Source organism: bacterium (genome assembly GCA_029210965.1).
In the GTDB taxonomy this organism is placed as follows: domain Bacteria; phylum BMS3Abin14; class BMS3Abin14; order BMS3Abin14; family BMS3Abin14; genus JALHUC01.
This window is the reverse complement of the sequence record JARGFZ010000036.1, coordinates 1-26,590: the sequence shown is the minus strand read 5'-3', so window position 1 is coordinate 26,590 and position 26,590 is coordinate 1. Positions and strand designations below refer to the sequence as shown.

22 protein-coding genes, 1 tRNA gene and 1 pseudogene are annotated in these 26,590 nt (G+C 54.2%); 14 read left to right on the top strand and 10 right to left on the bottom strand.

The features are described from left to right. Positions 1–686 precede the first annotated feature (686 nt). Positions 687–860, top strand: coding sequence for a hypothetical protein (locus tag P1S59_11600; GenBank protein MDF1526896.1), 174 nt, complete (start codon positions 687–689; stop codon positions 858–860). A 63-nt stretch (positions 861–923) separates the two neighbouring features. On the opposite strand, the pseudogene ltrA reads toward P1S59_11600, so the two are convergent. From ltrA to P1S59_11585, 3 genes and pseudogenes are all read right to left on the bottom strand, one after another. Beyond that, positions 924–2,190 (bottom strand): annotated as a pseudogene (ltrA, locus tag P1S59_11595) (group II intron reverse transcriptase/maturase). An 819-nt stretch (positions 2,191–3,009) separates the two neighbouring features. Next, positions 3,010–3,786 (bottom strand): PxKF domain-containing protein, encoded by a 777-nt coding sequence (locus tag P1S59_11590; GenBank protein MDF1526895.1) that lies wholly within the window; start codon positions 3,784–3,786, stop codon positions 3,010–3,012. 47 nt (positions 3,787–3,833) lie between these two features. After that, the gene (locus P1S59_11585) at positions 3,834–5,816 is read right to left on the bottom strand and encodes a PxKF domain-containing protein (protein ID MDF1526894.1); all 1,983 of its coding nucleotides are present in this window, start codon (positions 5,814–5,816) and stop codon (positions 3,834–3,836) included. A 973-nt stretch (positions 5,817–6,789) separates the two neighbouring features. Between P1S59_11585 and P1S59_11580 the strand changes: the two genes are divergently transcribed. Beyond that, complete coding sequence (locus P1S59_11580) at positions 6,790–7,098, top strand: hypothetical protein (protein ID MDF1526893.1); 309 nt, start codon at positions 6,790–6,792, stop codon at positions 7,096–7,098. A 239-nt stretch (positions 7,099–7,337) separates the two neighbouring features. Here P1S59_11580 and P1S59_11575 read toward each other — a convergent pair whose 3' ends face one another. The 3 genes from P1S59_11575 to P1S59_11565 form a co-directional block, all read right to left on the bottom strand. Further along, positions 7,338–9,932, bottom strand: coding sequence for an ankyrin repeat domain-containing protein (locus tag P1S59_11575; protein MDF1526892.1), 2,595 nt, complete (start codon positions 9,930–9,932; stop codon positions 7,338–7,340). Between the two features lie 10 nt (positions 9,933–9,942). After that, positions 9,943–10,872 (bottom strand): hypothetical protein, encoded by a 930-nt coding sequence (locus P1S59_11570; GenBank protein MDF1526891.1) that lies wholly within the window; start codon positions 10,870–10,872, stop codon positions 9,943–9,945. A gap of 302 nt (positions 10,873–11,174) precedes the next feature. Then, positions 11,175–11,250: transfer RNA gene (locus P1S59_11565), tRNA-Asn, on the bottom strand. A gap of 123 nt (positions 11,251–11,373) precedes the next feature. Between P1S59_11565 and P1S59_11560 the strand changes: the two genes are divergently transcribed. The 4 genes from P1S59_11560 to P1S59_11545 all read left to right on the top strand — a co-directional run bounded on the left by P1S59_11560 (position 11,374) and on the right by P1S59_11545 (position 15,076). Further along, positions 11,374–11,889 (top strand): cytochrome P460 family protein, encoded by a 516-nt coding sequence (locus P1S59_11560; protein ID MDF1526890.1) that lies wholly within the window; start codon positions 11,374–11,376, stop codon positions 11,887–11,889. Between the two features lie 208 nt (positions 11,890–12,097). Then, positions 12,098–12,649 carry a LemA family protein gene (locus tag P1S59_11555; GenBank protein ID MDF1526889.1) on the top strand — a complete coding sequence of 184 codons (552 nt, stop codon included), beginning with the start codon at positions 12,098–12,100 and terminating at the stop codon, positions 12,647–12,649. Continuing rightward, entirely contained in the window at positions 12,646–14,535 is a 1,890-nt protein-coding gene (locus P1S59_11550; protein MDF1526888.1) for a DUF2207 domain-containing protein, read from the top strand. The genes P1S59_11555 and P1S59_11550 overlap by 4 nt, the downstream gene beginning before the upstream one ends. Before the next feature lie 94 nt (positions 14,536–14,629). After that, entirely contained in the window at positions 14,630–15,076 is a 447-nt protein-coding gene (locus tag P1S59_11545) for a DUF1499 domain-containing protein (GenBank protein MDF1526887.1), read from the top strand. 146 nt (positions 15,077–15,222) lie between these two features. On the opposite strand, the gene P1S59_11540 is transcribed toward P1S59_11545, so the two are convergent. Next, on the bottom strand, positions 15,223–15,426 hold the full coding sequence (locus P1S59_11540) for a cold shock domain-containing protein (GenBank protein MDF1526886.1): 204 nt from the start codon (positions 15,424–15,426) through the stop codon (positions 15,223–15,225). Positions 15,427–15,758: 332 nt separating this feature from the next. Between P1S59_11540 and P1S59_11535 the strand changes: the two genes are divergently transcribed. The 6 genes from P1S59_11535 (at position 15,759) to P1S59_11510 (ending at position 22,633) form a co-directional block, all read left to right on the top strand. After that, entirely contained in the window at positions 15,759–16,835 is a 1,077-nt protein-coding gene (locus P1S59_11535) for an energy-coupling factor ABC transporter permease (protein MDF1526885.1), read from the top strand. Between the two features lie 73 nt (positions 16,836–16,908). Next, complete coding sequence (gene cbiQ, locus P1S59_11530) at positions 16,909–17,721, top strand: cobalt ECF transporter T component CbiQ (GenBank protein MDF1526884.1); 813 nt, start codon at positions 16,909–16,911, stop codon at positions 17,719–17,721. After that, on the top strand, positions 17,718–18,476 hold the full coding sequence (locus P1S59_11525) for an ABC transporter ATP-binding protein (GenBank protein ID MDF1526883.1): 759 nt from the start codon (positions 17,718–17,720) through the stop codon (positions 18,474–18,476). The genes cbiQ and P1S59_11525 overlap by 4 nt, the downstream gene beginning before the upstream one ends. Positions 18,477–18,840: 364 nt before the next feature. Next, complete coding sequence (locus P1S59_11520; protein MDF1526882.1) at positions 18,841–19,815, top strand: ABC transporter ATP-binding protein; 975 nt, start codon at positions 18,841–18,843, stop codon at positions 19,813–19,815. Further along, entirely contained in the window at positions 19,812–20,540 is a 729-nt protein-coding gene (locus P1S59_11515; GenBank protein MDF1526881.1) for an ABC transporter permease subunit, read from the top strand. Before P1S59_11520 ends, P1S59_11515 begins: the two co-directional genes overlap by 4 nt. Before the next feature lie 215 nt (positions 20,541–20,755). Continuing rightward, a complete protein-coding gene (locus P1S59_11510) occupies positions 20,756–22,633 on the top strand; it encodes a Gldg family protein (GenBank protein MDF1526880.1) in 1,878 nt (625 codons plus the stop codon). 437 nt (positions 22,634–23,070) lie between these two features. Here P1S59_11510 and P1S59_11505 read toward each other — a convergent pair whose 3' ends face one another. Next, positions 23,071–23,529 carry a CBS domain-containing protein gene (locus P1S59_11505; protein ID MDF1526879.1) on the bottom strand — a complete coding sequence of 153 codons (459 nt, stop codon included), beginning with the start codon at positions 23,527–23,529 and terminating at the stop codon, positions 23,071–23,073. Further along, positions 23,529–24,785, bottom strand: a complete 1,257-nt coding sequence (locus P1S59_11500) for a cation:proton antiporter (GenBank protein ID MDF1526878.1) — start codon at positions 24,783–24,785, stop codon at positions 23,529–23,531. The genes P1S59_11505 and P1S59_11500 overlap by 1 nt, the downstream gene beginning before the upstream one ends. A gap of 135 nt (positions 24,786–24,920) precedes the next feature. On the opposite strand from P1S59_11500, the gene P1S59_11495 reads away from it, so the two are divergent. After that, positions 24,921–25,415, top strand: coding sequence for a hypothetical protein (locus tag P1S59_11495; protein ID MDF1526877.1), 495 nt, complete (start codon positions 24,921–24,923; stop codon positions 25,413–25,415). 20 nt (positions 25,416–25,435) lie between these two features. Here the strand turns inward: P1S59_11495 and P1S59_11490 are convergent, their stop codons facing one another. Continuing rightward, entirely contained in the window at positions 25,436–25,660 is a 225-nt protein-coding gene (locus P1S59_11490) for a hypothetical protein (GenBank protein MDF1526876.1), read from the bottom strand. 272 nt (positions 25,661–25,932) lie between these two features. Here P1S59_11490 and P1S59_11485 point away from each other — a divergent pair, with 272 nt between their 5' ends. Beyond that, a complete protein-coding gene (locus tag P1S59_11485) occupies positions 25,933–26,505 on the top strand; it encodes a methyltransferase domain-containing protein (GenBank protein ID MDF1526875.1) in 573 nt (190 codons plus the stop codon). The last annotated feature ends 85 nt before the right edge of the window (positions 26,506–26,590 follow it).

Below are 26,590 nucleotides of genomic sequence, written 5' to 3'. Positions count from 1 at the left end.
CTCACCTCAACATCCGGTCCCCCCGTATCCCGGTAGAACCCCTCCGGCTCGAACAAGGGCAACGTCACCGTGTTCGATGCAAAGGCCCCGATAGCAATAACCGGGACTGTAATCAGTAACGTTATCGCGATCAGTAGTATCGTTCTTCTTGAATATCGCTCCATAAGAAAATACTTTCTCAATGGTTTCCGTATTTCTACTATCTGTATTCGGGACCAAATCCCCAGAAACGTACAAACCGGTTCCAGCATGCTGGGACCGGTATATTAACTCACCCGATACTCACCCACCCCTCCTTACTCCCATACAAGTCTATCATGGCTCCAGGTGTTGTCAAAAAATTCACAAGCGCTTGCCATGAAGTTCGATTGTATATTGCTGTTGCTGCTAACAGGAATGAGTTTGAAAATTGGGTTCTAGTCGGGGGTGGCTGGACTTCCGTCTTCGCCGGCAGCTACGCCGTGACAGGTCCGGCTTCGCTCTGAAGAGCTGCAGCCTTCGCATAAAGCTGCGGCGGGACTCTATCCGACTGAGCTATCATCCAGAAACCTTTTGATACCCCTGCCTTTGATTTGGCCTTCCTTGTTCATCGCTCCGCTGCGAGTTGAATGCTCTTCACTCCAAACAAGTTCCCATGGACCTGTGAATCGCCGAGTGGTGGCGTCTGGGCGATAGTCAGGATCGTTATGATGGCGGAGTCTCTGTTCCAGGTTTTTCGTCTGGCCGCAGTAGTAGCGGCCGGTGGATCGGCTCTGGATGTAGACGTAGAAGATCATGACATATTCTTCGATAGCTCAAACAGTTTCGAAGGTGTTAACCCGCTTGTCGCTGGTTCGTTGCTCGGGTACATGATCGAGTAGGAGGGGGAGTCACCTCCCCCGTCCTCTCACACCACCGGGCATACGGTTCCGTACCACGGCGGTTCACGCAGCACATTGAAGCTTTCGCAGTTGACTTTGCAGCGACATGAGACCAAGTGTATCAAAGTACTTTTTGGGAACGGCCTGATTCAGGTGCGAGGCTCCGCTGTTCCACCATGGACCGCATCCGTTGGTGGCCGACCTCCATGCACGCTCCTCAGATCATCCCCGTTTCATCAGGTTTTTGGCGCGGGTGAAGGCACGCTTCCACTGTCTCCAGAGGATACACCGGAGTTTGCGGCGTATCCAGCCGTCAAGCTCCTCGAATACACCCTTCACCTCTGCCAGCCGGAAGTAGTTCAGCCAGCCTCGAATCAATGGCATCAAGTCCTCTTGGATGAATCGCCCAAGGTTACGGCCTCGGCCACGACGGAACAGCATCCTGAGCCTGGCTTTGAGTCGCGCCACACTCGCGGGCGCGACCTTAACCCTGGGTTGCTTGTGATACGTCATGCTGTAGCCCAGAAACACCCTCTCCCACGGACGACCCAACGCACTTTTGTCCCGATTCACCTTGAGCTTGCAAACCTTTCTCCAAAAACCGACTGATCGAGACCAGAACGCTCTCACCGGCACGCTTGGACCGCACATAAATATTACAGTCGTCCGCGTACCTGCAGAACGCATGGCCCCGCCTTTCCAGTTCCTTGTCCAGATCATCCAGAAAAATGTTGGACAAGAGCGGCGAGAGTGGACCGCCTTGAGGCGTGCCTTCTGTGCTCCGACTAACCAGACCACCATCCATGACTCCCGCCTGAAGGTACCTGCGGACAAGTCCGAGGACCCTCCTGTCCTTGACCCGACGAGCCAACCGGGACATCAAAATGTCATGGTTCACCCGGTCAAAGAACTTCTCCAGATCCATGTCAACCACCCAACTACGGCCGGCTGAAGCATACTCGCGGGCCTTACGAACCGCATGATGAGCACTACGGCCCGGACGGAATCCATAGCTCGAATCAGAAAAGTATGGATCAAAGACAGACTGTAAAACCTGATGCAAAGCCTGTTGAATGAAGCGATCCAACACAGTTGGAATACCAAGTTGCCGTTTGCCTTTACCCCCGGGCTTGGGTATCTCTACCCGGCGCACCGGTTCAGGCTGGTAACAACCATTCAACAGCTCCACCTTGATGCGCGGCCAGCGCTCGCGAAGATATCCTTAAAGTGCGTCAACGGACATGCCATCCACGCCCGCTGAACCCTTGTTGGACTTCACGCGACGTAAGGCCGCAAACATGTTCTCACGCTCGACCACCGTTTCCATCATACTGCTAGACTCCGGATAAAAGTTTCCCGTCCTTGCCGCGATGTTTGACACTCCGCCCCCTACTCTCGCGGATTCCGTCCGCTACCATCAGGGGAGAATCGGAACTTCTCAGTCCCTCTGTTTGCGCCTTTTGTCATCGTCGAAATTCCGGCTCCTATCCCATGCTACATGTTCGGGCCTTCGGTTCGGTCGAAAACCTACTATGCCCTCGGCTGACTTCTGACCACCCCTCCCGGCACCTCACGATGCCGGTAGCACAAGGCAGATGATCAGACCTCCCCGGGTAATGCACACCCACCTTCACGCTTATGCCCGCCGCATTTACGTACATACCTTCCGTACAGGTATTGGACTTTAGAGATATTGGCCTCCTCATCCGGTATGCACGCCTCGTATGCGATTCCTATTCGTCGGGCCAGCGCTTTGCCTGCGGCTTTCTTCAGATTCCACCTCGCGATGGACACCCTTGCCGTCCGGCTAGCAGTTCCCCCTATCGGGCCTGCAAAGGACTTGCACCTTCAAGTGGGTGCGCCCTGCCGGGCGCACCAAAAATCAAGCCCGCCGAGTGGCGGGCTTGATTTTTGGCTCCCCGAGCGTTACGCTCAGCAAAACTTTTTCAGGCACAGTTTCAGGTTCTGGAAGGTTCCGGTGAAGAGGGATCACCCGAAGACGGAGTGGTTTTTTATTGTCACAATATGAAGCCACCGGATGCGCAATGGCAGTAGATGCTCAAAAACGTGAGGACCTCCCTGCCTTAGTTTGCATTATCTAAGGTGGTAGCTTCGAGCCCTGGTGATGCCAGTGTTTGTCAGCTCGTACCTACTTTATCCTGATCCAGGTCGTCTGCCGTGATCCATCATCGAACAGAACCATCAATTTCCAGATCCCCGGATCGAGATCACCCGTAGCCAGCTCATAAACATACTGTTTCTTCGCCTTATCAAAACGGAAACGATTGCTGTCAGTATCGTCGTTAGTCGTAGGGATTATCTCCTCGCCGTATGGTTTCTCGTCAACGATACGCTGAAGGAGCAGTTCGGCTCTCACATCATCAGCGGGGTTTCCATCCTTCCGCGCGAGAGAAAAGACGATGGGGAGATTCTTACCCTTTTCGAAAGTCCTGATTGTGCTGCCATCGGGTGAGATGTTAAAACCCTCGAAGGCATAAGTTACGGGCAACGCAGCGAGAGTACCTCCCACCTCAGGATCGTAGCTGATCGTATACCGATATTCCCTTCCCCGTGAGATAAAGCCTCTGAACTTGACTCTCTTCCCCCCATCGCGTCCAAGCATTCTTATGGACAGGAGGAAAGAACCGTCCTTGATCCCTTTCAGATGTACCCAGTACATCCCGGAGGATGGATTGTAGAGATCCACGAAAAAGGATGGAGTGCCTTGCTCGACACTCTCATCAGTGAGGCTGGATTCAGGAATATCCTCAAGAACTGTTCCGTCAACCGGATTGATTCCCGTCCTCTTACCCCCGGCATTTTCCACGTAGAACCTTAACTGTCCAGGTGGAGAGGTGTATATTGCAATTGAATCGGGAAGCTCCGCGGCGGCAACAGTCGAAATCAGGAACAGACAGCAACCCACCGAAGCAACTCCTAGCATTGTGCCAGTGAGAGCTCTCATAGGCTTCATTATTTCAGACCGAAGCTGATATGCTCTGCCGAACCGTCATCCAGGAGTACCGTCAGTTGCCATGTCCCGGATGCTAATGTTTTCGTAGACAAGTTGTAGATGTAATGATCCGCTTGCGGATCATAGCGGAAATATCCATCGGCATTGGCTTCTCCTGCCCCATCAGGTTCAACGGGTTCGCCCACGGGAAGGCTTGAATCCACAAGCTCGAGTGATAAACGGGCTTTTATATCGCTGTGCGGACTGCCGTCATTCCGGCTGATACTGAATTTTACAGGAATTGTTCGATTGAGCTTGAATACGGGGATGACATCTGACCTGAGCGGCTCCGCGAAGCCGCTGAAGTTATACGTCGTTGGCACAACAGAAACGATCCCGCTCGGATAGGGCGAATAACCTACCTGGTAAGTGTACTCTCTCCCATCAAATATCTCGCCTTCTAAGCGGCTGCTTTTGACTCCGAATTCATCGTCAACTGCGAGAAAGTTGGCTGTAAATGGCCCCTCCCCCGTTCCCGTAACTGTCACCCGGTATTCTCCCTCCCCTGGATTGTAGAGTTCCACCACCCAAAAGGGTTCTGAGCTCTCGACGCTATCGTCAACGATACTTGAATTTGGGATCTCCTCGATGATCGTTCCTGTCTCCGGGTTGAGACCGGTTCTGTTGCCTGCTGAGTCGGCCACATTAAATACCGCTGGCGAACCTAAATATACAACAAACTGGCTCGGATCCTGGACATCGCCTTTCAGCTTGAAAGTACGAATTCCGTGGTAATAATTCGAATATTGATCAAATAAAGTTTTGTCAGCATTCTGGTCGCATGTTGTGCATCCAGGATCAAGGATAGACAGGGTCGGGAAGGGTGGGATTGCCGGCACCGTTTTTTGACCATCAGCAACGATATAATGATAGCCGCTGGTTGTTCTACTCTTTACCTTGATCATCACGGGCCGCCCGGCGCACACTTCTTCATCAATGCTCTGATTAATTCTGGAGCACTTGTTATCCAGGATCTCCTGGTTGTAAAAACACTCCGGATAAGATGTCGGCTCGTCACCTGTGGTCCATGTATCTGTGAGTTTACTAAACCACAATCTAAGATCAGGATTGTCGATATCCTGGAAAGAAAACTCCCTGAACGTACGCCAGTCAGGATCTCTATCACTCGTAAAGCCATCCTCCTGTACCGCAAGCCAGGCATTCATTGTCGCCGGGTCAACGAATCTCTCATTTTCCTCAACCATCACATTATTGATCCCGTACCTTCTGGCGATCATAGTCACAGATATGATGGAGCAACCTACATCAGCAATCGTTTTCTTGTTGGGATCATCGGTTGTGTAGTGGTCGTATAGGGTATTGGCCCATTGAGGATCTGCCTGGCACAGACAAGGGACCACGGAAATAGTGCAAGCGCCGGACTCATCAACGACGACAGTCCATTCCAATCTCGTCTTTACCCAATTTGTAAAACAAACCGGCCTGCCGTCACCACAGTAGACAATATAAATATCGAAATTATATTCACCGGGAGTATTATAGACATGAGGGTGAATGTAGGGTGGGTTTTCCACACCCCACGGCCAGCTGTCATAAACCTCAGTCGTTCCAGTTTCTTCGTTGAAAAACGCATACTGGTAACGCATTACGTATCCGCTTATGGAAACGCTGTGAGCAAAATTCTGTCCAGGAGCTACCGTGCCGTCAGGGATTCTAACTGTAATTTTATCATCAGTACTTCTTATTATTCTGGTTGCTATGGAACCAGCGGCAGCAGGTTCCTGTTGATTCATGAAGGAAATGTCCGGTTCTCCAAAATCAAGAGTATGACACTGGGTGCAGTCATCTGTGCTCTGAACCGATGGAGCACCACAATTTTCGGGCACGGAAAAATCTGCCGTCTCCGAAATCACTTCGGCCGATGCTGATACTGTTAAGCCGACAAGGGCAGCAATTGCCAGGATTACAGTTAATCTCTTCATTTGCATCCCCTTTCCCCAAGACCCCGGTTAAACCAAACCTCCTGATGAACGCAAACCGGTTCCAGCATGTTGGAACCGGTCTAATAAACATACTTGTTATGCACCCATCCCCCTCCTTACTCCCTTGTAAGTCTACCATGGCTCAAGTTGTTGTCAAAAATTTCACAAACACTTGCCAAGTGATTCGACAGGCCTTACCTGTACCTGCTGGTTGGGGAGTATCTTGGTAAGAGCAATTTGCGTGCCTGGGTGGGATTACAGCATGCAAATCATTTTACTTGTTGTTTTAAAAAGAAATTTAGCAAAAACTATGACAGGCTTTTTTTACGAGTGGTGCACATATCCATAAATAGGTGCATACGTTCGTGTGCATGGTCAGGATAGCCGTACTTGAATGTGTTTTGAGGTGGGTGCTCGTTCAAAGTGGTTGGACTAACGCCGTCGCTAACGCCTGACGACCTGCTTCCACCGACGCTCGTTTGGTATTCCTAGATTAGGTAGTAGAACGAGCCATGGTGGACAAGACGGAGGACGGGCGAACCAGTTCTGCTAAAGCAGGACCGCAGGCGGGACTCTATCCGACTGAGCAATCCGCAAGAAATCGGGCAATGCCCCTTCCTTTGATAGGGCGCTCTTTCCTAATCGCTTCGCTACGACTGGAATGCTTATCATTCCAGTCTAGGATCCATGGTCCTCTAAACCGGCGTGTAGTGGCATTTGAACGATAGTCAGGATCGTTGTGGTGCCAAAGTCGCTGATTCAGGTTCTTGGTCTGACCGCAGTAATAGCGGCCGGTTGACTGGCTTTGCAGGATGTAGACGTAATACTTTTCCATAGAGCATTCCCCGATAGCATCCGAACAGTTTATCCCGCCATCGGCGGGACTGATTCATTGCTCGGGTATAGGGAATCGAGGGGGTCAGGCCCGGAATCTGGCAATTTCTGACCCGATCAGTTGCTTTTAGGATTAACTTTGCAGATTGCTGAGTTGAAGGAACCCAGTGACCTTGCGGTCAAGTTCTCGTCCAGAGCTATCAAAGGTCATCAAAAAAGGCTCCACCTTTTGGCGGGGCTGAAAAAGCAAACTCTATCCCTCGACAGGCTCTTGTCTTCGCCAAGGCTTCGACCGGCAGGCAGGACAGGCGAGCTGGACTCCCTTCGACGCCCCTTCGACAAGCTCAGGGTTGCTCAGGGCAGGCTCCAGCCTTCGCTGAAGCTACGGCTTGGCAAGCACTCCTGGCCTGCGGCCAAGTTCTCGTCCAGCCGTACAAAGGACCAATAAAAAGGCCCCACCTTGCGGTGGGGCCTTTTTATTGGCTGGCTCCCCGAGCGTTACGCTCAGCAAAACTTTTTCAGGCACAGTTTCGGGTTTTTTAAGGTTGCTCTGAGGAAGGATCATCCGAGGGGAGAGTGGGTGTTTCATTGTCTCAGCAGGAAAGATTAGATATGTGATATCTTCAAAGAAAAAGCCTGAGAATATGAGGTTCGACCCACCGGCTCACCTGATCCCAGAATTCACTATCACCGGCCATCCCTGGAACTGAGAAGGTCCTCTAGAGGTACGAGGTCCCTCTGCGGAGAGATCCGGCTGTTATACTCCCTGGCGAGTGACAGGATCGTTTTACCGGAGGCATCGGTTACCAATGGGTCGGCACCATGGTCCAGAAGCACCCTGACGGCCTCCAGAACAGCTGTGTCCCCGTTTCTTACGTACTGCAAGGCGGCCCGCATCAGTGGTGTCTCGCCTTTGACGTTGGTTGCCTCAATGTCGGCACCAGCCTCCAGAAGGGCCTGCACGACTTCTATCCTTCCTGCCTTCCTGAACGATCTGCTGACGGCGACCATGAGAGAAGTGTATCCGTCGTGGTCTTTCGCATCCGGGTCCACCCCCTTTTCCAGCAGCAGACGCACGAGGTCCAGCGAGCCCCGCGAAGAAGCCGAATGGAGGAGGCCGGGTTGGTGGACGTCCGATCCCGCTTGAATCAGGACGCTAGCCACTTTGGAAAATCCTAACTGAGCCGCCACCTGAAGAGGCGTTCTTTTCTGGGGGTCTTCCATATCCAGTAAAGCTCCCCCCTCCACCAGGATATGCGTAACGGCAGGCCGGTCTCCGTACATCGCCGTAAGATGCCTGCCAAGGTATCTGGGATCCCTTATTCGCAAAACGAGGTCTTTGACAACCTTCTCGGAACCGTTCCCCATGGCAAGGCTGAGGGGGCTCCGAGGTGCTGCGCCTCTAACGCGAGAGGGCGGGTGGAGGAATGGATCAGCTCCTCTTTCAAGAAGCAGCGCCACGGCCTCGGGGTGCCTAATGGCTTTCATCAGGGGAGTGTTCCTCCCGCCTTTATCGTGTGTGTTGACGTTCGCACCCTGGTCGAGGAGGGAGCGTATTCGGGCGGAGTCCCCTTCAGCGGCAGCTTTAAGAAGGGCCACGTTCAGCTCTTCCCGGCCAAACGGCAGTGCCTCGATGAGAGCGATCACGTCTGAGCATCCCTTAGCCCGCGCAGTGTCTCCCGCGGTCCTCCCTCCGTTATCTTTAACCGTTTCGTCCGCACCGGCTTTAAGGAGAGCATCGACAGCTACCGCATTACATCTTTCAGCGGCGTAGTGGAGCGGAGTGCGCCCTTGCAGGTCGACATGGTTGGGGGTGCCGCCACTGCCCAGGATGAGCCGCAGGCTCTCGGTTGCATCTTGCCTTGCAGCTTCCTGCAAGGGGGTCTGGTGGCTGGGGTTATCCGCCATCGGGTCAGCTCCCGCCTTGAGCAGGGCCTTCACGGCTCCCGGATGGCGAACCGCCTGCGTCAGTGCTGAACCCCACCGGCTCTCCGTGCGGGCACCGGCCTTGATGAAAACAGGGATGAGGTCGGCCATACCCTGTCGTGACGCTTGGAGCAGTCCTCGGTCAAGATCCTCCTGCCCGAATGAAGAAGGCCTGAAGGTGAGGAGCGCGTTGACTATGGTCTCTCCGCCCGGCCTGACGGCCGTTTCCAGGACCCCGTTTCCCGTGCGTCCCTTTCGGCCAAGCTCAGCCCCCGCCGCCAGGAGATCGAGAGCCACATCGGGACTTTTCCCCCGGACGGCCAGGTGAAGGGCGGTAAGCCCCGTCATGCTGACAGCATCCACCGGGGCACCGGCCTTGAGGAAAAGCTGGACGGCCTTCCTATGACCCCTCTCCGCCGCCATCATAAGGGGGGTCATACCCCTGAAGTCCTGGGTAGAGAGATCGACCCCGGCATCAATGAGGACAGAGACGGTGTCTGGGTCCCCTTTCAGGGCCGCCGCGTGAAGCGCGGTACGGCCCCCTTCCCCCTTTCCGGATGGGTCGGCTCCGTGTTCCAGGAGAAGGGATACGATACTGGCATCTCCTCCCTGGGCGGCGTATATGAGCAGGCTACCGCCTTCCCGGCCAGACACATTAACCGCCATGCCGCGGTTCAGGAGAAGCTCGACCACCTCCCTGTTTTTCCCTGCCACGGCCGCCGCCAGAGGGCCTGAACCGAACGGACCGGTAACCCCGGTGTCCGCGCCCGCGTCCAGAAGGAACCGTACGGACCCGGGCCTGCCCGCCCAGCACGCCTTCAGCAGGGCCGATCCTCCCCGGTAGACCATCAAGGCCGGATGGCGAGAAATCAGGATGCGGATGCTTTCCAAATCCCCCTTTGACGCAGCCTCCTCAAGGGGGCCCATGAAGCCTTCCGTTAAGACCCACGGGTCGGCTCCATGGTCGAGGAGGAGAGCTACGAGCTCAGGGTTTCCGGCGGCAGCCGCCTCGTACAGGGGAGTGGTCTTCCTGTCCGAATAGACTTCCGTGAGACACCCGCGATCGAGGAGGAGAGCCAGGACAGGTGCCTGGCCCGACCGGACGGCTTCCAGAAGCGCGTATTCTCCGCCAAGGGAAGCGTCTTTGTCGACGCCCCGGTCCAGGAGGGATCTGACATCCTCAACCCTGCCCGACCGTACGGCTTCAAAAAAGGCAACAAGGGCGGGGTCTGCCGCCGTGTCTGGAGCCTTGCCCTCAACGAGCCTTCCCGAAGACTGGGCGCTCCCCATGGCGGCCGCAGCGAGGAGGATGGCGGCAAGGATAAATGATAAACGGCGGCTGTAGCCCTTCCTCATCTCCGCTCCCTTAAAACTGGTCGATTCGCCAGACACCGTCAAAATCACGGACGAGATAGATGTAGTAAGTGATGGTTTCCATTTTTCCTTTCCACTCCTCTTCCCGACGTACGCGCAGCTTCGCCCTGCCGTTCTCCATGTGGACAAATGCAGGGGGAGAGGCGCTGCGGGCCATATCAGGAAGCTTTTCCCTCAGGGCCAGATAGAGCCCTGCATACTTGGAGCGGGAAGCAGGAATGAAGAAGTCCACCGCCCTCCGTATGTCCCCTTTGGCCAGGGAGAGGTTAAGGTCATCCCATCGGCCCGTGAGGACAGGGGCCAGAAAGTTGGGGTCCTCCACAACGACGATGCGCTCCAGGCTATCGTAGGTGCCGGTCCCCTTATCCGGGACCGCCGTTGCGATGTAGACGCCTGGACGAGTATAGGTAAAGTCCAGGTGTTTTCTCTCGGTGATGGTCCCATCGAACGCTCCATCTCCGTCCGCGTCCAGGGCGTAAGCTGTCTGTTCCCCGTATTCGCCGTCCAGACTAAAAGCGACCTCCAGAGGTGGTGTCCCGCACCAATAGTTGGAGTCGAGGCGCAGGTACTCATCCCTTTCGGGCTCCGTTGCCCTGACTCCAAGGGATGCGGAGGACATGGTCCCATCCCAGGTGCGAGCGTGGAGCGTCAAAAAATTACTGCCCGCCCTCAAGGAGATGTCCTGGGCCACGAAAAGGTTTCCCAGGATGGCAGCAGGCCTACCATTAACCACGATACCCACATCGGGAGTGTCAGAGCTGAAGGTTCCCCTGACGGTGATAGGACCCGCCGGGTACGACCCTCCGGGCACAGGTTCAGTGATCGTAAGCGACAGGTTCTCAGCCCGAAGTACAGAAATGGGCGAGAAAGCCGCAAATACAGCCTGGATGAGGAAAATGAAGAGTAACGTTCTTGTCTTCATGTTTAAAGTATACTTTGAGCGGGGAGGGTGTCAACGTCTTCAAAGGTACTCCTTGCCGCTGCTGCTCTTTGGATCTTGGGCCCTGGACGAGCCCTTAACAGGTTTGGGACAGGCGACCCATCCCCTGCGCTGACATTGAAAAGTTACCGGCTACGGGGGACAGGCCCCGGGCTGGACTCCCGTCTTCGTCCTTCGGAGCTTCGCCGTGGCACGCGAACCGGTGACCTTGCGGTCAAGTTCTCGTCCAGCCGACAAAGACGACCAATAAAAACGCCCGACACAAGGCCGGGCGTTATTATTGGTGGCTCCCCGGGACGGACTCGAACCATCGACAAAGTGGTTAACAGCCACTCGCTCTACCGACTGAGCTACCGGGGAATATCGGACGGACCTATATAGCAAAAGCTCTATAAGGTGTCAATTCTTCCGCACGTTATTTGACACCTATATGATGATTATGAAGGATGTCACCACGGTGTCAATGAGTTTAAGGAGAGTGCTATGAAAAGAACATTGATCCTGATGCTGGCCTCGGCCATGATCCTAACCTTCACCGGGATGAGCATGGCTATCCACATCGGGAGTGAAGACACCGGCGACAATAGTGGCTCATTGCTCACCGGTCCCAACCTGTGGACGTACATCACGGTTGAAAAACCCTACACCAAGTGGGGCCTGTGGCCGGGAACTGAAAAAATGTACAAGGGCACCCAACCCCACGGCGCGTTCCTGACCACCTATGTTACGAAGGGAGCCAAACAAGCCATTGAAAAGAAAAAGGGCAACTTCGCTAATGCTGCCATCATCATCAAGGAAAACTACATGCCGGACAAGACCCTGGCGGCTATCACCGTCATGTACAAGGCTAAAGGATACAACCCCGAAGCGGGCGACTGGTTCTGGGCCAAATACAACCCCGACGGCAGTGTTGCCGCGGAAGGTAAGGTGGAAGGCTGCATCAAGTGCCATTCGGCCAAAGCAGACAACAACTGGGTTTTTACGAGCGACATCAAGTAACAGTGCATAGTGCGGTATGATGAACCGGAACTAACCGGCAACCGTAGATCGTGAACTATAATACCTCAGGGCGGCTTGGCCGCCCTTTTTTCCGTTGCAGGCTCCTGTATTTTTAACGTTTAATGGTTTAAAGCCAATATGTATGTAAAATATTGGATCGGTTGGCCGTGTGTTAAGATCCCTGGACACTTTCATGGAGGGTACAACCATGGCTGGATGGATCTTTCTTGGCGTCATTGCCGTCATCGCCGCCTGGGCGGTGGCCATTTTCAACAAACTTGTAAAGAACAGGAACCTCGTTATGGAGGGCTGGAGCGGCATCGATGTTCAGCTCAAGCGCCGCTACGACCTCATCCCCAACCTTGTGGAAACCGTCAAGAATTACGCAAAGCACGAGGAGGGAACCCTTTCGAAAGTGGTCGAACTCAGGAACGCCGCCGGAAAGGCCCAGACAGCCGGTGAGAAGGCCCCCCTTGAAAACGCCCTTACAGGGATGCTGCGGCAGGTCTTTGCACTGGCTGAGGCCTATCCGGATCTCAAGGCCAACCAGAACTTCCTGGATCTCCAGGCCCAGCTATCAGAGATAGAAGAGCAGATCCAGTTTGCCCGGCGCTACTACAACGGTACCGCCAGGGACATGAACATCCTGGTCCAGTCGTTCCCGTCCAATATCATCGCCAATTTTTTCGGGTTTAAGCAAGCCGATTACTTTGAGATCGAGCTTGCCACCGAAAGGGAGACGCCCAAGGTCAAGTTTTGATAATTTGGAAAAGGCTGGCAGCATTGACATGCTCACTGTTTGTGGTGCTCCTTTTCGCCGACTACGCCCATGGTGTGGAGGAGATACTCGACTGGCACAGCGACATCACTGTTCGCAGTGACGCTTCCATGACGGTGACCGAGACCATCCAGGTCCGTGCCGAGGGCAACATCATCAAGCGCGGCATCTATCGCGACTTTCCCACTAAATACAAAGACCGGGCGGGGAACCGGGTGTCCGTTGATTTTACCCTGCTGGGAGTGGAAAGAGACGGCCGACCTGAACCCTATCACACAAAAGACCGCAGCAACGGCATAGGCATATACGCCGGGCAAAGGGATGTCTTTCTGAAACCGGGTGTGTACACGTACAAATTGATCTATCGCACCGACCGACAGCTGGGCTATTTCGAGGATCACGACGAGCTTTACTGGAACGTAACGGGCAACGGCTGGGACTTCCCCATCCTTAAGGCCTCCGCGTCTGTGACGCTGCCCTCCTCCGTACCCAGGGATTCTATTATGACCGGGGGCGACACGGGCCGCCAGGGCAGCCGGGAAGAGGCCTACGCCTCCGGCATCGACCCTGCCGGTGGGGTGACCTTTCAGGCCACACGCCGCCTCGCGCCCCGGGAGGGGCTCACCCTCGTGCTGGGCTGGCCCAAGGGGCACGTTGCCGAACCGGGCCGGGCACAGAAAACCGCCCTTTTCCTTTCCGACAACAAAAATCTGGCTGCTGCTTTGGCCGGATTGCTGATCCTGTTCGCTTATTATTTCTGGGCCTGGATGAAGGTCGGGAAAGATCCGGAAAAAGGAACAGTGATCCCCCGCTTTGAGCCCCCGGACAACATGTCTCCCGCGGCCATGCGGTACATCATGGAGATGGGCTTCGATGACAAGGCCTTCGCCGCAGCTGTGATCAACCTTGCCGTTAAGGGGTACCTCACCATCAGCGAGGAGAGCAAGGCTTTCGGGCTTTCCAGGGTATATACGCTTAAAAGGACCCAGGCAGAACCAAAGACCCCGCTGTCCAAAGGTGAGATGAGGCTGGCAAAGAGACTGTTTCCAGGCAGCGCCATGACTCTCAAGCTGGAAAATGAGAACCACAAAAAAGTGTCACTCGCCATGGACGCTCTTAAGGATCTTCTCAAGGAAGAGTATCACAAGAGTACTATCGTAAATAACAGCGGCTACATGACTGTGGGTGTGCTCATTTCCATCGCTATCATCCTTCTCATGGGTATCAGCGGGGGATCCCGATCCGGCGGCCATCCCCTCCTGTTCATCGTCCTCTGGTTCACTCCATGGACGGCTGCAACCCTTTTTCTCTGGGCCTCCAGAAAATTCGCCATGGCCGCCATCTTCACTTTTTTTCTCGTCATGGCCGGTGGCGCTTTTGCCAAGGCGACTTCCCTGGTTTTCCTGGCAACCCTCGTCTTTTTCGTTGTGATCAACCTTCTTTTCTACATTCTCCTCAAATCACCAACCAACCTTGGACGCAGGATCATGGACAAGATCGAGGGGTTCAAAATGTACATGTCCACGGCTGAGGAGCACCGTCTGGAAAAGCTTCATCCCCCGGATAAAACACCTGATCTGTTCGAAAAATATCTGCCCTACGCTCTGGCCCTGGAGGTTGACCAGGAGTGGTCTGAAAAATTCGCCGATGTGCTGTCTGAGGCAGCGGCCAGCCAGGGGTACTCCCCACACTGGTACCACGGACACCACTGGGACAGCATGCACACAGGCCGTTTCGCCTCCGGTCTGGGATCCTCCCTGTCATCGGCGATCTCCTCTTCATCCACTGCCCCGGGCTCATCTTCCGGGTTTGGCGGCGGGGGAAGTTCCGGTGGCGGAGGCGGAGGAGGCGGAGGAGGGGGTTGGTAAAACGCGGTCACACATTTTACCAACAGGCCAAAGGCCAAAGCCCAAAGGTCAAAGTGATGAACGAAAAAGAGGATTAAACCGAATCTAACTACTTATGAAAACAACAGTCATCATGTTCATACTGCTCCTGTTACCGGTGCTGACCATGGCAAACGAAATACAAGATCCTCAGATCAGTCAAAAAGACCTCGACTTTCCTGCCTGTCCAGGCACGCCCAACTGCGTGTCGAGCCTGGCAAAGGACCCGGCAAAAAGGGTCGAACCGTTTCCTCTTAAAGGCGCCTCTTCCCAATCCATGGAACTTCTCTCAGCAATTATGGGGTCTATGCCAAGAGCAACCGTAGTATCCAGCTCACCAGACACGATCCAGGCTGAGTTTCGATCACTTCTGGGGTTTGTGGACGACATCCTGTTTAAGGTGTCCGAAGACGGGAAGGTGATCCATGTGCGGTCCGCGGCTCGTACAGGGTCCTGGGATCTGGGGGTGAACCGGCGGCGGGTGGAAAAGATCAGAAAAAAGTATCTGGAGTCTGGTATCTAGTATCTGGATCGCGGGACATCATGCCGTATGGGTCATGCCAGGAAGACAACACATAAATCTCTACACTCTACACTAACCTGCCTTGGGGCTATTAAAAAAGAAGCCCGGCTATTGCCGGGCTTCTTACTATTTATTGTTGTTTCCCCCTATCCACCCTTTACAACATTCTCTGCCTGGGGCCCCTTGGGCCCATCGACGATATCAAAGGTCACCCTTTCCCCTTCCTGAAGGGTCTTAAATCCCTCGCCTGACAGTGCCGAAAAATGGACAAAGACATCGGGGCCTTCGCTCTGCTCAATGAAACCGAAACCTTTTGCGTCGTTAAACCACTTGACCGTACCTTCTGCCATTGCCAGACTCCTTTACTTTCTGTGACATGCTCCCAATGGACCTTTTCCATCGGCTTAAAACAAAACAGCACAGCCGTGGTAGCTGTGCTTATCGCTTTTACATATGCAGCGTGAGAATGCCAGGTAACAATTCCTCATACCCCCTTTAAACTGATTAGCACAGTTGCCAGCCGAACTCAAGGGGCAAGCTTTCTTCCAATTACTACTGAATGTATACACTTTGCACAGTCATTTTCAAAATATGCCGATATTAAAAGTTTTGACATTAAGGCCCCTCGAGTGCTACGTATTTGCTATTAAGTAACACGCAACGGTTTATCAGGAGATCCTTTATGCACATGGCGGACGCCTTGATATCCCCAGCTGTGGGCGGCACCGCCTGGGCGGCCACAGCTGGACTCATTGGATACTCATCCCGAAAACTCAGGGACGGGATGGATGATCACCAGATCCCACTGATGGCTGTCCTGGGGGCCTTTATATTTGCTGCCCAGATGATCAACTTTACCATACCAGCTACCGGGTCCAGCGGTCACCTCGGCGGAGGGTTGATCCTCGCTATCCTGCTTGGCCCTTACGCCGGTTTTCTTACCCTAGCTTCCGTGCTGATCATCCAGGCCCTGTTCTTTGCCGACGGAGGCCTCCTCGCCCTGGGATGCAACATCCTCAATTTAGGCTTTTTCCCCTGTTTCGTGGTCTACCCGCTCATTTATAAAAAGATCGCCCGAGACCATAAAAGACGCTGGCTGATAGTGACCGGAGCCCTGATGGGTGCGGTTGTTGCCCTTCAGTTAGGCTCTTTGGCCGTTGTCACCCAGACCTTCCTGTCTGGCATCTCCGAACTTCCATTCCGTACCTTTGTCCTTGTTATGCAGCCGATCCATCTGGCCATCGGCTTTATGGAAGGAGTTGCAACGTTAACGGTGGTCCTTTTCGTACTGAAAGCACGACCTGAGATCCTGGTGGACGGGGCCCATGCAGCCGCACCGAAAAACCCCCTTTCCGTGAGGGGCCTGGCCGCCGGTTTTCTTATCGCCACCCTGATAACCGGCGCAGGATTTAACTGGTTTTCTTCGAAATATCCGGACGGCCTTGAGTGGTCGGTGCTTCGCGTGACCGGGACCGGTGAGATCCGGGAACCCGAGGGGGAAGTACATCGCTCCCTGGCGGACCTCCAGAAAAAGACAGCCCTTTTGCCGGACTACCACCTTGAAGGGGAGGATAAGCAGGACGGGACAGAGTCTGGTGAAGGATCTGCGGCAGGGCCATCCACAGGACCGGGTACTCCTCTTTCCGGTTTGGTGGGCGGGATCCTGACACTTCTTCTCGCCGGTGCCCTGGGGTTATTTCTCAAACGGTACCACCTCCGAACCCAGGTCGGACACAGCCAGGTCGCACACAGAAAGTAAATCGCACCACTATAACCGGACAGAACTCCCGTGAAACGTTCAGATCAGGGACGACACTCCCCAGGGGAAAACTATGGGCAAACTGGAACATCATTTTTACAACATCGGGTACATGGACACTCTTGCCGGCCAGGATACCGCTGTCCACCGGCTGGATCCCAGAGCCAAGCTCATCACTACCCTGATATTTATCGCTGTCGTCGTATCTTTCGATAAATACGAGATATCGGCACTTGTCCCCTTTATCTTCTACCCTGTCTTTCTCCTGGCTGCCGGAAACCTTCCCCTGACATACATCCTGAGAAGGATCCTCCTGGTTTCCCCTTTTGCCATCCTGGTGGGGATTTTCAACCCTCTGCTGGATCACAACCCTATTATGATGATCGGCAGCCTGTCCATCACCGGCGGATGGGTGTCCTTCGCTTCGATCCTCCTCCGTTTCACCCTGACTGTGGGAACCGCCATGACCCTCGTGGCGGTTACAGGGTTTAACGCTGTGTGCATGGCCCTGGACAAACTGGGAGCTCCCCGTTTTTTCGCCCTGCAGCTTCTTTTCCTCTACCGCTACCTTTTTGTGCTTGTTGATGAGGCGGTGCGCATGGTGCGGGCTCGTTCCCTAAGGGTCTTCGATGGAAAAGGCATGAACATAACCGCCTACGGTTCTCTCCTGGGACACCTCCTCCTTCGCACCTTAAACCGAGCCCAGAGGATCCATTCAGCCATGTGGTGCCGTGGCTTTGACGGTAACATCCGGATTATGAAACCGTTTTCCTTCGGACGGGCCGAATATATCTTCATGGCAGGGTGGATCTCCCTTTTCGCCGCCTGGCGCCTTGTAAATTTCCCCCTTTGGCTTGGGGCAGCAGTTGCGGAGCTCATGGGATGAGTCATCATATTGTCGAAACACAGGACCTTCACTTTACCTACCCGGACGGTACCGAGGTGCTGCGCGGGATCTCCTTCCGCATCACTCACGGGGAATCGGTTGCCATTGTAGGCGCAAACGGGGCTGGCAAGTCCACTCTGCTGCTCCACCTCAACGGTTACCTCACTGCGACAAGCGGTACCGTTCGCATCGGCGACAGCCCGCTTTTACGGGAAAACCTCAAGCAGGTGCGGCGTGCGGTGGGGCTTGTGTTCCAGGATCCGGACGACCAGCTTTTCATGCCCACCGTATTTGACGATGTTGCCTTCGGTCCACTCAATATGGGGCTGCCCTCAACTGAGGTTCAAATCAGGGTCAAGACTGCGCTTGAAACAGTGGGCGCGTGGCACCTCCATGACCGGCCGCCCTACAGGTTGTCAGGTGGAGAAAAGCGTGCCGTGGCCATAGCCACCGTGCTTTCCATGTCTCCGGACATTATGGTAATGGATGAGCCATCTTCCAACCTCGACCCAAAATCGCGGCGCGCGCTCATCAACCTTTTGAGAGGTTTTACCCACACAAAGATCATCGCCACTCACGACCTGGACATGGTCCTGGATCTATGTCATCGCACCCTTGTCATTCGTGAAGGCAGGATCATCGCCGATGGTTCTACGGCCGAGATCATGGGGGACGAGGAACTGCTGGCTTCAAGTAACCTGGAAAAGCCACTCGCGTTAAGGCCCTGTCCTGTCTGTGCTGGAGGGGGTCTGTAAAACAGAACGCAGAATGTAGAACCCAGAAGGAACCATCCGACTGAACGATTTGGCGAAAAGGGAGGATCTAGAGCAAAAACAAGCAAGGACCAAGTTTAACAGGGATGAAGGGGATGAAAGGGATGGAATAGTCAGTGCAAAGTGCAGGGTACAGGAAAAAACAGTCCAACACCCAGATTCCAATGCTTTTTCACCGTTGACAGAAATAGTGTCTATGATTATTTTCTGAGCGGAATAATATGACTGGTGAACAGTGAAACGTGAACTGTGAACAGGAAAGATTTTCATCAGCATTCACTTACTATTCACCCTTCACCGTTCACTCACATCATTTGAATTAAATGCGACCCTCAGGAGGAACCCTATGACCGCATCCAGGATCGTGGCAGCCAGCCTCAGGAAGGAGTTCGGCAGAATTGTCGCTGTTGAGGATATCTCCTTTACTGTGGAGACAGGGGAGGTCCTCGGCTTTCTCGGGCCCAACGGTGCCGGTAAAACCACAACCATGAGAATGCTTACCGGCTATCTGAGACCCACACGGGGAGATGTCTCTATATGCGGGATCAACATGCTGACAGACCCCGTAAAGGCAAAGGCATGCATCGGTTACCTGCCTGAAGGTGCTCCCCTCTACCCGGAGATGACCCCGGCCACGCTCCTGAGGTTCACCGGGCAAGCCAGGGGGCTGGGTGGAAAAGAGCTGGAAAACCGCATGGATGAAACAGCCGACCTGGTTAACCTCCGGGAGGTCTGGAACCAGTCTATTGAGACCTTATCCAAGGGTTACAAACGCCGGCTGGGCCTGGCACAGGCAATCCTTCACAACCCGGAGGTTCTCATACTCGACGAGCCGACCGATGGCCTCGATCCCAACCAGAAGCAGGAGGTGCGGCTGCTGGTAAGGCAGATGGCCCAATCCAAGGCTATCATCATCTCGACTCACATTCTCGAGGAAGTTCACGCAGTCTGTACCCGCGCTGTGATCCTTGCCAGCGGCCGTATCGTGGCCGACGGAACCCCTGTAGAGCTGGAAAGCATGGCGTCGGATCATAACGCCGTCACCATTCTTCTTCCAACGGCAGGGGCATCACAATTCGCCGAGAAGCTCGAGAGAATTCCTGAAGTCAGTGCTGTCAAGATCACCCCTGAGGTTGAGGACCGGTGTCTTGTCCAGGCTTTCCCCTCCGAGGGCAGCCTTATTTTGACCCAGGTCACGGATCTCATCAGGCAGCAGAATCTCAACGTGCTGGAACTCAGGCAGGAACCAGGCCGCCTCGACGAGGTATTCAGAAATCTTACCATCCCGACAACGGATCACGCTTACGGAGGTCAGGCATGAACATCGCTGCCATTTACAGACGGGAAATGAGGAGTTACTTCTCGACTCCCCTAGCCTATGTCTTTATCGTGATATTCCTCATGCTCGCGGGCATCTTTACATTCTATCTTGGCGGTTTTTTCGCCCGTGCTCAGGCAGATCTGGAGCCTTTTTTCACCTGGCACCCCTGGCTCTACCTGTTCCTTGCACCGGCTCTGGGTATGCGGCTCTGGGCCGAGGAAAGAAAAACAGGTACATTCGAACTGCTCATGACGCTCCCTGTATCCATGGGCGACGCGGTCCTGGGGAAATTTTTGGCCGCCTGGTCCATGATGGCCATCTCCCTTGCCCTCACCTTCCCCATCTGGATCACCGTCAATGTGCTGGGAAATCCTGATAACGGAGTGATCGTGGCAGGTTACCTGGGAAGCCTGCTTATGTCAGGCGCCTACCTGGCTGTGTCCGCCTGTGTTTCATCCGCCACACGCAATCAGGTGATCGCCTTTGTGGTGTCGGTGGTTTTATGCTTTACCTTCCTGCTCCTGGGCTTTCCTCTCATCCTGGATCTCTTTAAACCCCTGCTTCCAGGCGCTGTGATCAGCTTTATGTCCACGGTTGGGTTCCTTCAGCACTTTGACTCCATTGTGAGAGGGGTTGTGGACATAAGAGACCTTCTTTATTTCACCACCTTCATCGGACTCTGGCTCTATGCAGGAGCCTGGGCCGTGGATCACCATCGCAGCTAGGAGTCTGCGGGAGAAAACAGACAGACTCCTAGATAAAATTTTTCGGAAGTGCCGTTAAGTCTGTAAAGCGAATATATAGGAGATATTGAATACACCACCACCATGATTCATCGGTTGGGTACCCATGTTTCAAAGAAAAAACTTAAATAAATGCTATCCGAAAAATTCACAGCAGCGTGATCGAGGCTGCCTGACACGCTGCTAGGGAGGACGGAATGGATCGAAGGACTATCTTCTCACCGGTTGGCCTTCTGGCCGCAGTCATACTGTTTATTGCCGTTAACCTGACAGCAGGCCCAGTCCTGCGCTGGGCCCGGGTAGACCTGACCCAGGGGGATCTTCACAGCCTCTCGGACGGAACCATCAACATCCTGCAGAAGCTGGGAAATACCATCACCTTGAAACTGTTCTGGTCCGAAGAGGCGGCCGCAGACCTTCCTGGACTTAAAGTATTCGCGAGAAGGGTCAAAGAGACTCTCCAGGAATACGAAGCCAGGGCGGGCGGAAAGATAAAGCTTACCATCGTCGATCCGAAGCCTTTTTCCGAGGAAGAGGATGAGGCAGTGGGTTTTGGACTTCAGGGTGTCAGCGTTCAGGAGGGAGGCGACAACCTCTACTTCGGGCTGGCAGCAACTTCGGAAGATGGCCGCAGCCTCATAATCCCGTTCATACAGGCTGACAGGGAGATCTTTTTTGAGTACGACATCAGCCAGATGATCCACACACTGGCCAATCCGGAAAAGGTCAAGGTGGGCCTTTTGAGCGCCCTGCCCATTTCAGGTGGTCCCACCCCCCAAAACCCCTTTCAGGCCCAGGTCCCCTGGGTGATATCCGACCAACTGAACCGCCAATTCGACGTAGAGGTCATCCTGAGTGAGAAGGTGATACCGGAAGATGTGGATGTCCTCATGGTTGTCCACCCCCACGGCCTTTCAGATAGCGCCCTGTACGCTGCCGACCAGTTCGTTTTGAGAGGAGGCCGCGCCCTCGTTTTCGCGGACCCGGTGAGTGAATTCGAATCCGGCAGCCGCCCGGGTGCGGGACTCTCCGAAGAGGGAACAGTGGACAAACTCCTGGCAGCGTGGGGCCTGGCAATGGAATCGGGCAGGGTCGTGGGTGACATGACAGTTTCCCAGAGAGTCTCCTACAGGGACGATAACCAGGTCAAAACAGTGAACTACCTGCCATGGCTGGCTCTCAGGGAAGACCTCATCAACAGGGAAGAGGTGACGACAGCCCAACTGGACAACCTGAACCTGGCAAGCGCCGGTTCCCTTACGCAAACGGAAGATGCCCGGACAAGCCTGACCCCCCTCCTTTCATCCAGCACACGCTCCATGCTCCTGGATGGATCATATCTTGTGTTCAGACCTGATCCGGCAAAGCTCTTGTCGGAGTTCTCCCCCTCAGGTGTCTCCTTTACCCTGGCGGCAAGAATAAAGGGCCCGGCAGCAACAGCGTTTCCGGACGGCCCGCCCGCGGATGAAAATGCCGGCGAGGAAAAAAAGCAGCTCGGTGAACACCTCACCAAATCAGCAGACGATATCAACGTTGTAGTCGTCGCCGACAGCGACCTGCTTCAGGACCGTTTCTGGGTCGAGGTCCAGGACTTTTTCGGCCAGAGGCTGGCCCTGCCCATGGCCGACAACGCCAACCTCGTCATCAACCTCCTTGATCAGCTTGGCGGCAGCTCCGATCTCATCGGGATCCGCAGCCGTGCCTCCACCTTCCGCCCCTTCGAACTTTTTGACCGGGTATCCCAGGACGCGGATTTGAAATACAGGGTCAAGGAGCAGGAGCTTGTCTCCCGACTGAAGGAAGCTGAAAGAAAACTCAACGAACTGCAGTCCCAGAGACAGGATTCCGAATCTCCGGAATTCACTCCGGAGCAGGAAGAGGAACTGGAGAACTTCCGTCAGGAGAAAGTAAAGGTTCGCAGAGAGCTTCGAAATGTGCAGTTTGAACTGCGGAGGGACATAGAAAGGCTTCAGGCCTGGATCAAGTTTATCAACATAGGGCTTGTTCCGCTTCTCCTTGTTATCTTCGCAGTAGGGTCCTGGGCAGTGCGGAGGAGAAAGCAGGGCGGGCAATGAGGAAAAACAATGGACGCGGAGACATCACGCCTCTGGCGTGACAGGCTTCGGACCCGGTGACGCGGTTGGAAGCCAGAGAGGGTGAGTGGGAGAGGGGGCGAATGGGGGAAACTGCAGAATGTAGAACACAGAACACAGAACGTAGAATAAAACTCCAATCCCTAAATCCGTCATTCCGCGCAACGACCCGGAATCCAGTCGCACTTACATACCGCGTTGCAGTTATAATCTTTCACCTAGACACTTAGATACCGCTTCACCCGTCATCGCGAACCGTCACCCATGTGAAGCGATCCCATGTTTGATGTTTGATGTTTGAGGTTTGAAGTTACACCCTTCCACCTCCCCTATTTTATATTCAACATTTCAGATTACTGAGATATGAGATTTGAGGTATGAGATTCGCTTTCCCGGATCTTTGATCCCGGGAAAGCGAACTACCCCGCCATCAGCAGGTCCACCATGGTCAGGTCGGCGACGACCCGTCCCTCATTATTTATTACCGGGATCTCATCCAAATTTCCGGCGACCATACGCTCCAACACCTCTTCCACCTCATCCTCCATTCCGGTGGAGAGGGTCCCTTCCGTCATGAGATCTCCGGCAGTCTTGCAGGTGATGAGGCCTATAACATGCCTGGGGTTCATGCTCGAACCATGGCTGCTGGCAAAAACGTACATGACCAGCCGGCCGAGAGTGATGTTCCCCAAAAGATGGTCCTGCTCGTCCACAACGTAAAGCTGTCGGCTGTGCCGATGCCATGCAATAGCCTGGGCCAGTTCAGCAATGGGAGCGTCCTGCCTGACCAACGGTACTTGACGATCCTTGTGCCGGGCAACAACGTCGCGCACCCGCATCGCTTCACTTGGAGTAGTTCCACGGTTCCTGGAATTCATCATTCTCCTCCCGCATTCTGAGCCTCACTCGACTTGATCAAAGCTTTTTTGACGAGAAGGGGAGAGATAAGCTCATTGATAATGACAGAAGCCAGTATCGCGTTGACCATGATCATGGCAGCGGAAACATCACCGACATAATCCTTGGCAGCCAGCACAAGTCCGATAGAAACTCCCGCTTGGGGAAGAAGCCCCAGGGGAAGGTATCTTCTCACGGCAGCAGGAGCCGCTGATAACACACTCCCGAGGTAGGCCCCGCCCAGCTTGCCCACGGTCCTCATTGTGATGATCACCGCAGTGAGGGTCCCAGCCGCTGCCAGGGCCCCTATTTTCAGGTGCGCACCAGCGAGAACAAAAAACATGGCAAAAAGAGGTTCCTCTATCTTTTCTGTGACTTCAAACCAGGGTTCCGGCTGGTTCATGGTGTTGACCAGAAAAAATCCCAACATCATGCAGGCCAGGAGAGATGAAGTGTGGAGGGTCAGAGCAATGCCGCTGGTAAGAAATATGGTGCCCAGAGTGAGTCCCAGGAGCGCCTTTCGCCTCCTGATCACTGGAACCAGCAGCTTGAGCAACAGGCCCGCCACAGTGCCGATGAGGAGTGCGACCATGATCTCCTTACCCGGTTCCACAAGCCCGGCCTGTACCAGGGAAACCCCCTTTCCTCCCAGGCTCCCGGCGATCCCGGCAACCATGCTGAACAGAACCAGAGTGATCCCATCGTCGAGGGTAATGACCCCGAGGAGAACTGTGGTCATCGGGCCCTTCGCTTTATATTCATGAACGACACCAAGGACAGCCGCGGGGGCCGTAGCAGCGCATATAGCCCCCAGCAGGATACCCACTGCGACAAGGGCGCTGCCGGGTTCGATGCCGGCTCCGGGAAGGTAAGGGAAGAGGAAGATCACTGAGGCGCTCACGAGAAGGGCCACAACAAGGGCCTGCACAAAAGTGATGATGATGATGGCCTTTCCCAATTTCCTGAGCTTGTCGAACTCCAGGGTGCCGCCGATGGAAAAGGCAATTATTCCAAGAGCAATATCGGTGATGATGGAAAGGTCTTTTTCAAAGGCGCCTGCGCCCAGGATGCCCGTGGTGGACGGGCTGAGCAGCATTCCGGCTAAAATGTAGCCGGTGATCCGGGGAAGGTTGAGCGCATGAGCTGCCCTGCCCCCCGCGTAACCGCAAAGGATAAGAATACCCAGATAAAAAAGGGGATGGGCATTGCCAAGAATGCCGGTCCAACCCTCAGACATGGATAGCCTCCTGAAAGGGATCTTTGAAATTACAGGATACCACCTTTGCAGACTATGGTAACATCGTAAAATCCTCATCGAACCAACATGTTGGTGTGTCAAACTGTTAGCGTGATTCCACCATTGGTATCAGGGATGAATAAAATTATTGATGAGAAAAAGCGGCGCATTGCCTTCCACGAGGCCGGGCACGCCTGGATGATGTGGAAAGAGGGGCTTGGGGTGAAATCGGTATCGATGGAACCTCATGGGCCCATCTCTGGGAACAACAGGGGAGAAACAGTTCCGGACCTTGCCATGGAGGACGGCCCCAAGGAACTCTCTCAGAAGTTCGCAAAGGCTGCTCTGGCAGGCAGCGCCGCAGAGCATTTTTTGCTGGGAAAATGGGATGAAGAGAGCCTCCAGGCAAGCAGCTACGACACAAAAAAAGCAAGGGATTTCATGGTCATATCCGGGGACGAACGGGGATCAGAAGCCCTGGACCAGGACATCCATGCGCTTTTTAATTCGGTAATGGGAGAGATCTCCCGACCCCGAGAGTGGCACATTGTAATGGGTCTGGCCTATGCGCTTCTCGCATCCGGGTCTTTGACGGGGGAGCAGGTTCTGGAGATACTTGCAGGCGGGTGATTTGAATGGGCGGCAGGATATTATCCGGCGTTGTCAGCCAATATACGTCTGGCTTTATCCAGATGTCCCGGGAAAACAGTTCCGGGCACCGACCCCATGCCCAGCTCCGATGAAATGACGAACCGGGCGCAACTGGCAAAATCGTTCTGACAGTATTGAACCTGGATCAATTTTGCCATACCAGGCATATCAGACATCTGGTCATCGAAAAAGGTGCAACGCTTTATCACTGGACAATTGCTCAAAAAAAATTCCTCCTGCGGTAATGTGAAGGTCAATATAGATGGAAAAGGTATCGGGGGCAAGGGCGTGGAGCGAGGAGCGTGGAGCGTGGAGCGTGGAGCGTGGAGCGTGGAGCGTGGAGCGTGGAGCGTGGAGCGTGGAGCGTGGAGAAAGTGTCCCTGTTCACAAATAATTTGTCAATGATCGATTAAAGGTTCTTTCTACGTTCTACATTCTGCATTCTACATTCTTGGTTCACCTGGACACCAGACACTGTCCTCTGTCAGAATTACTTATGGGAATTAAGAGCGACCGAAGACACCATATCTGCCCCTGGTACATGGCGTACCTTTTCGACAACCCTCTAAGGCACCTCATCCACGACCCTGAAAAGATCCTGGGCTCCTATGTCAAACCAGGGATGACCGTTCTGGACATAGGCTGCGGTATGGGTTTTTTCTCCCTTGGAATGGCGCGAATGGTCGGTCCTGAAGGCAGAGTCATATCCCTGGACCTCCAAACCATGATGCTGAAGATCCTTGAGAAGAGGGCCATCAAAGGAGGGCTTTCCCATCGCATCGAAACCCGTCTCGTGGGGGATCTGAGGCTCCCGGTAAAAACCCCCGTCGATTTTGCCCTTTGTTTCTGGATGGTTCACGAAGTCCCGGACCAGGTTTTTTTCTTAAGGGAATTAAGCCGAGCTCTCAAGCCGGGAGCTCATGTACTCATTGCCGAACCCGGTATGCATCATGTTAAAAAGGAGGATCTTGAAAAAACTATCGGTATTGCCGAGGAGGAAGGGTTTTCGGTAACAGGCCGGCCCAGGATCAGAATGAGCCTCTCGGTGGCCCTACAAAATAGTATCTAGTGTCTGGTTCTAGGAGCCTGTCGGAGAACCCCATTCAGGCTCCTAGCTGGAGTTTGCCGGAAAATAGCGTTCTTAAAAGGCCAGG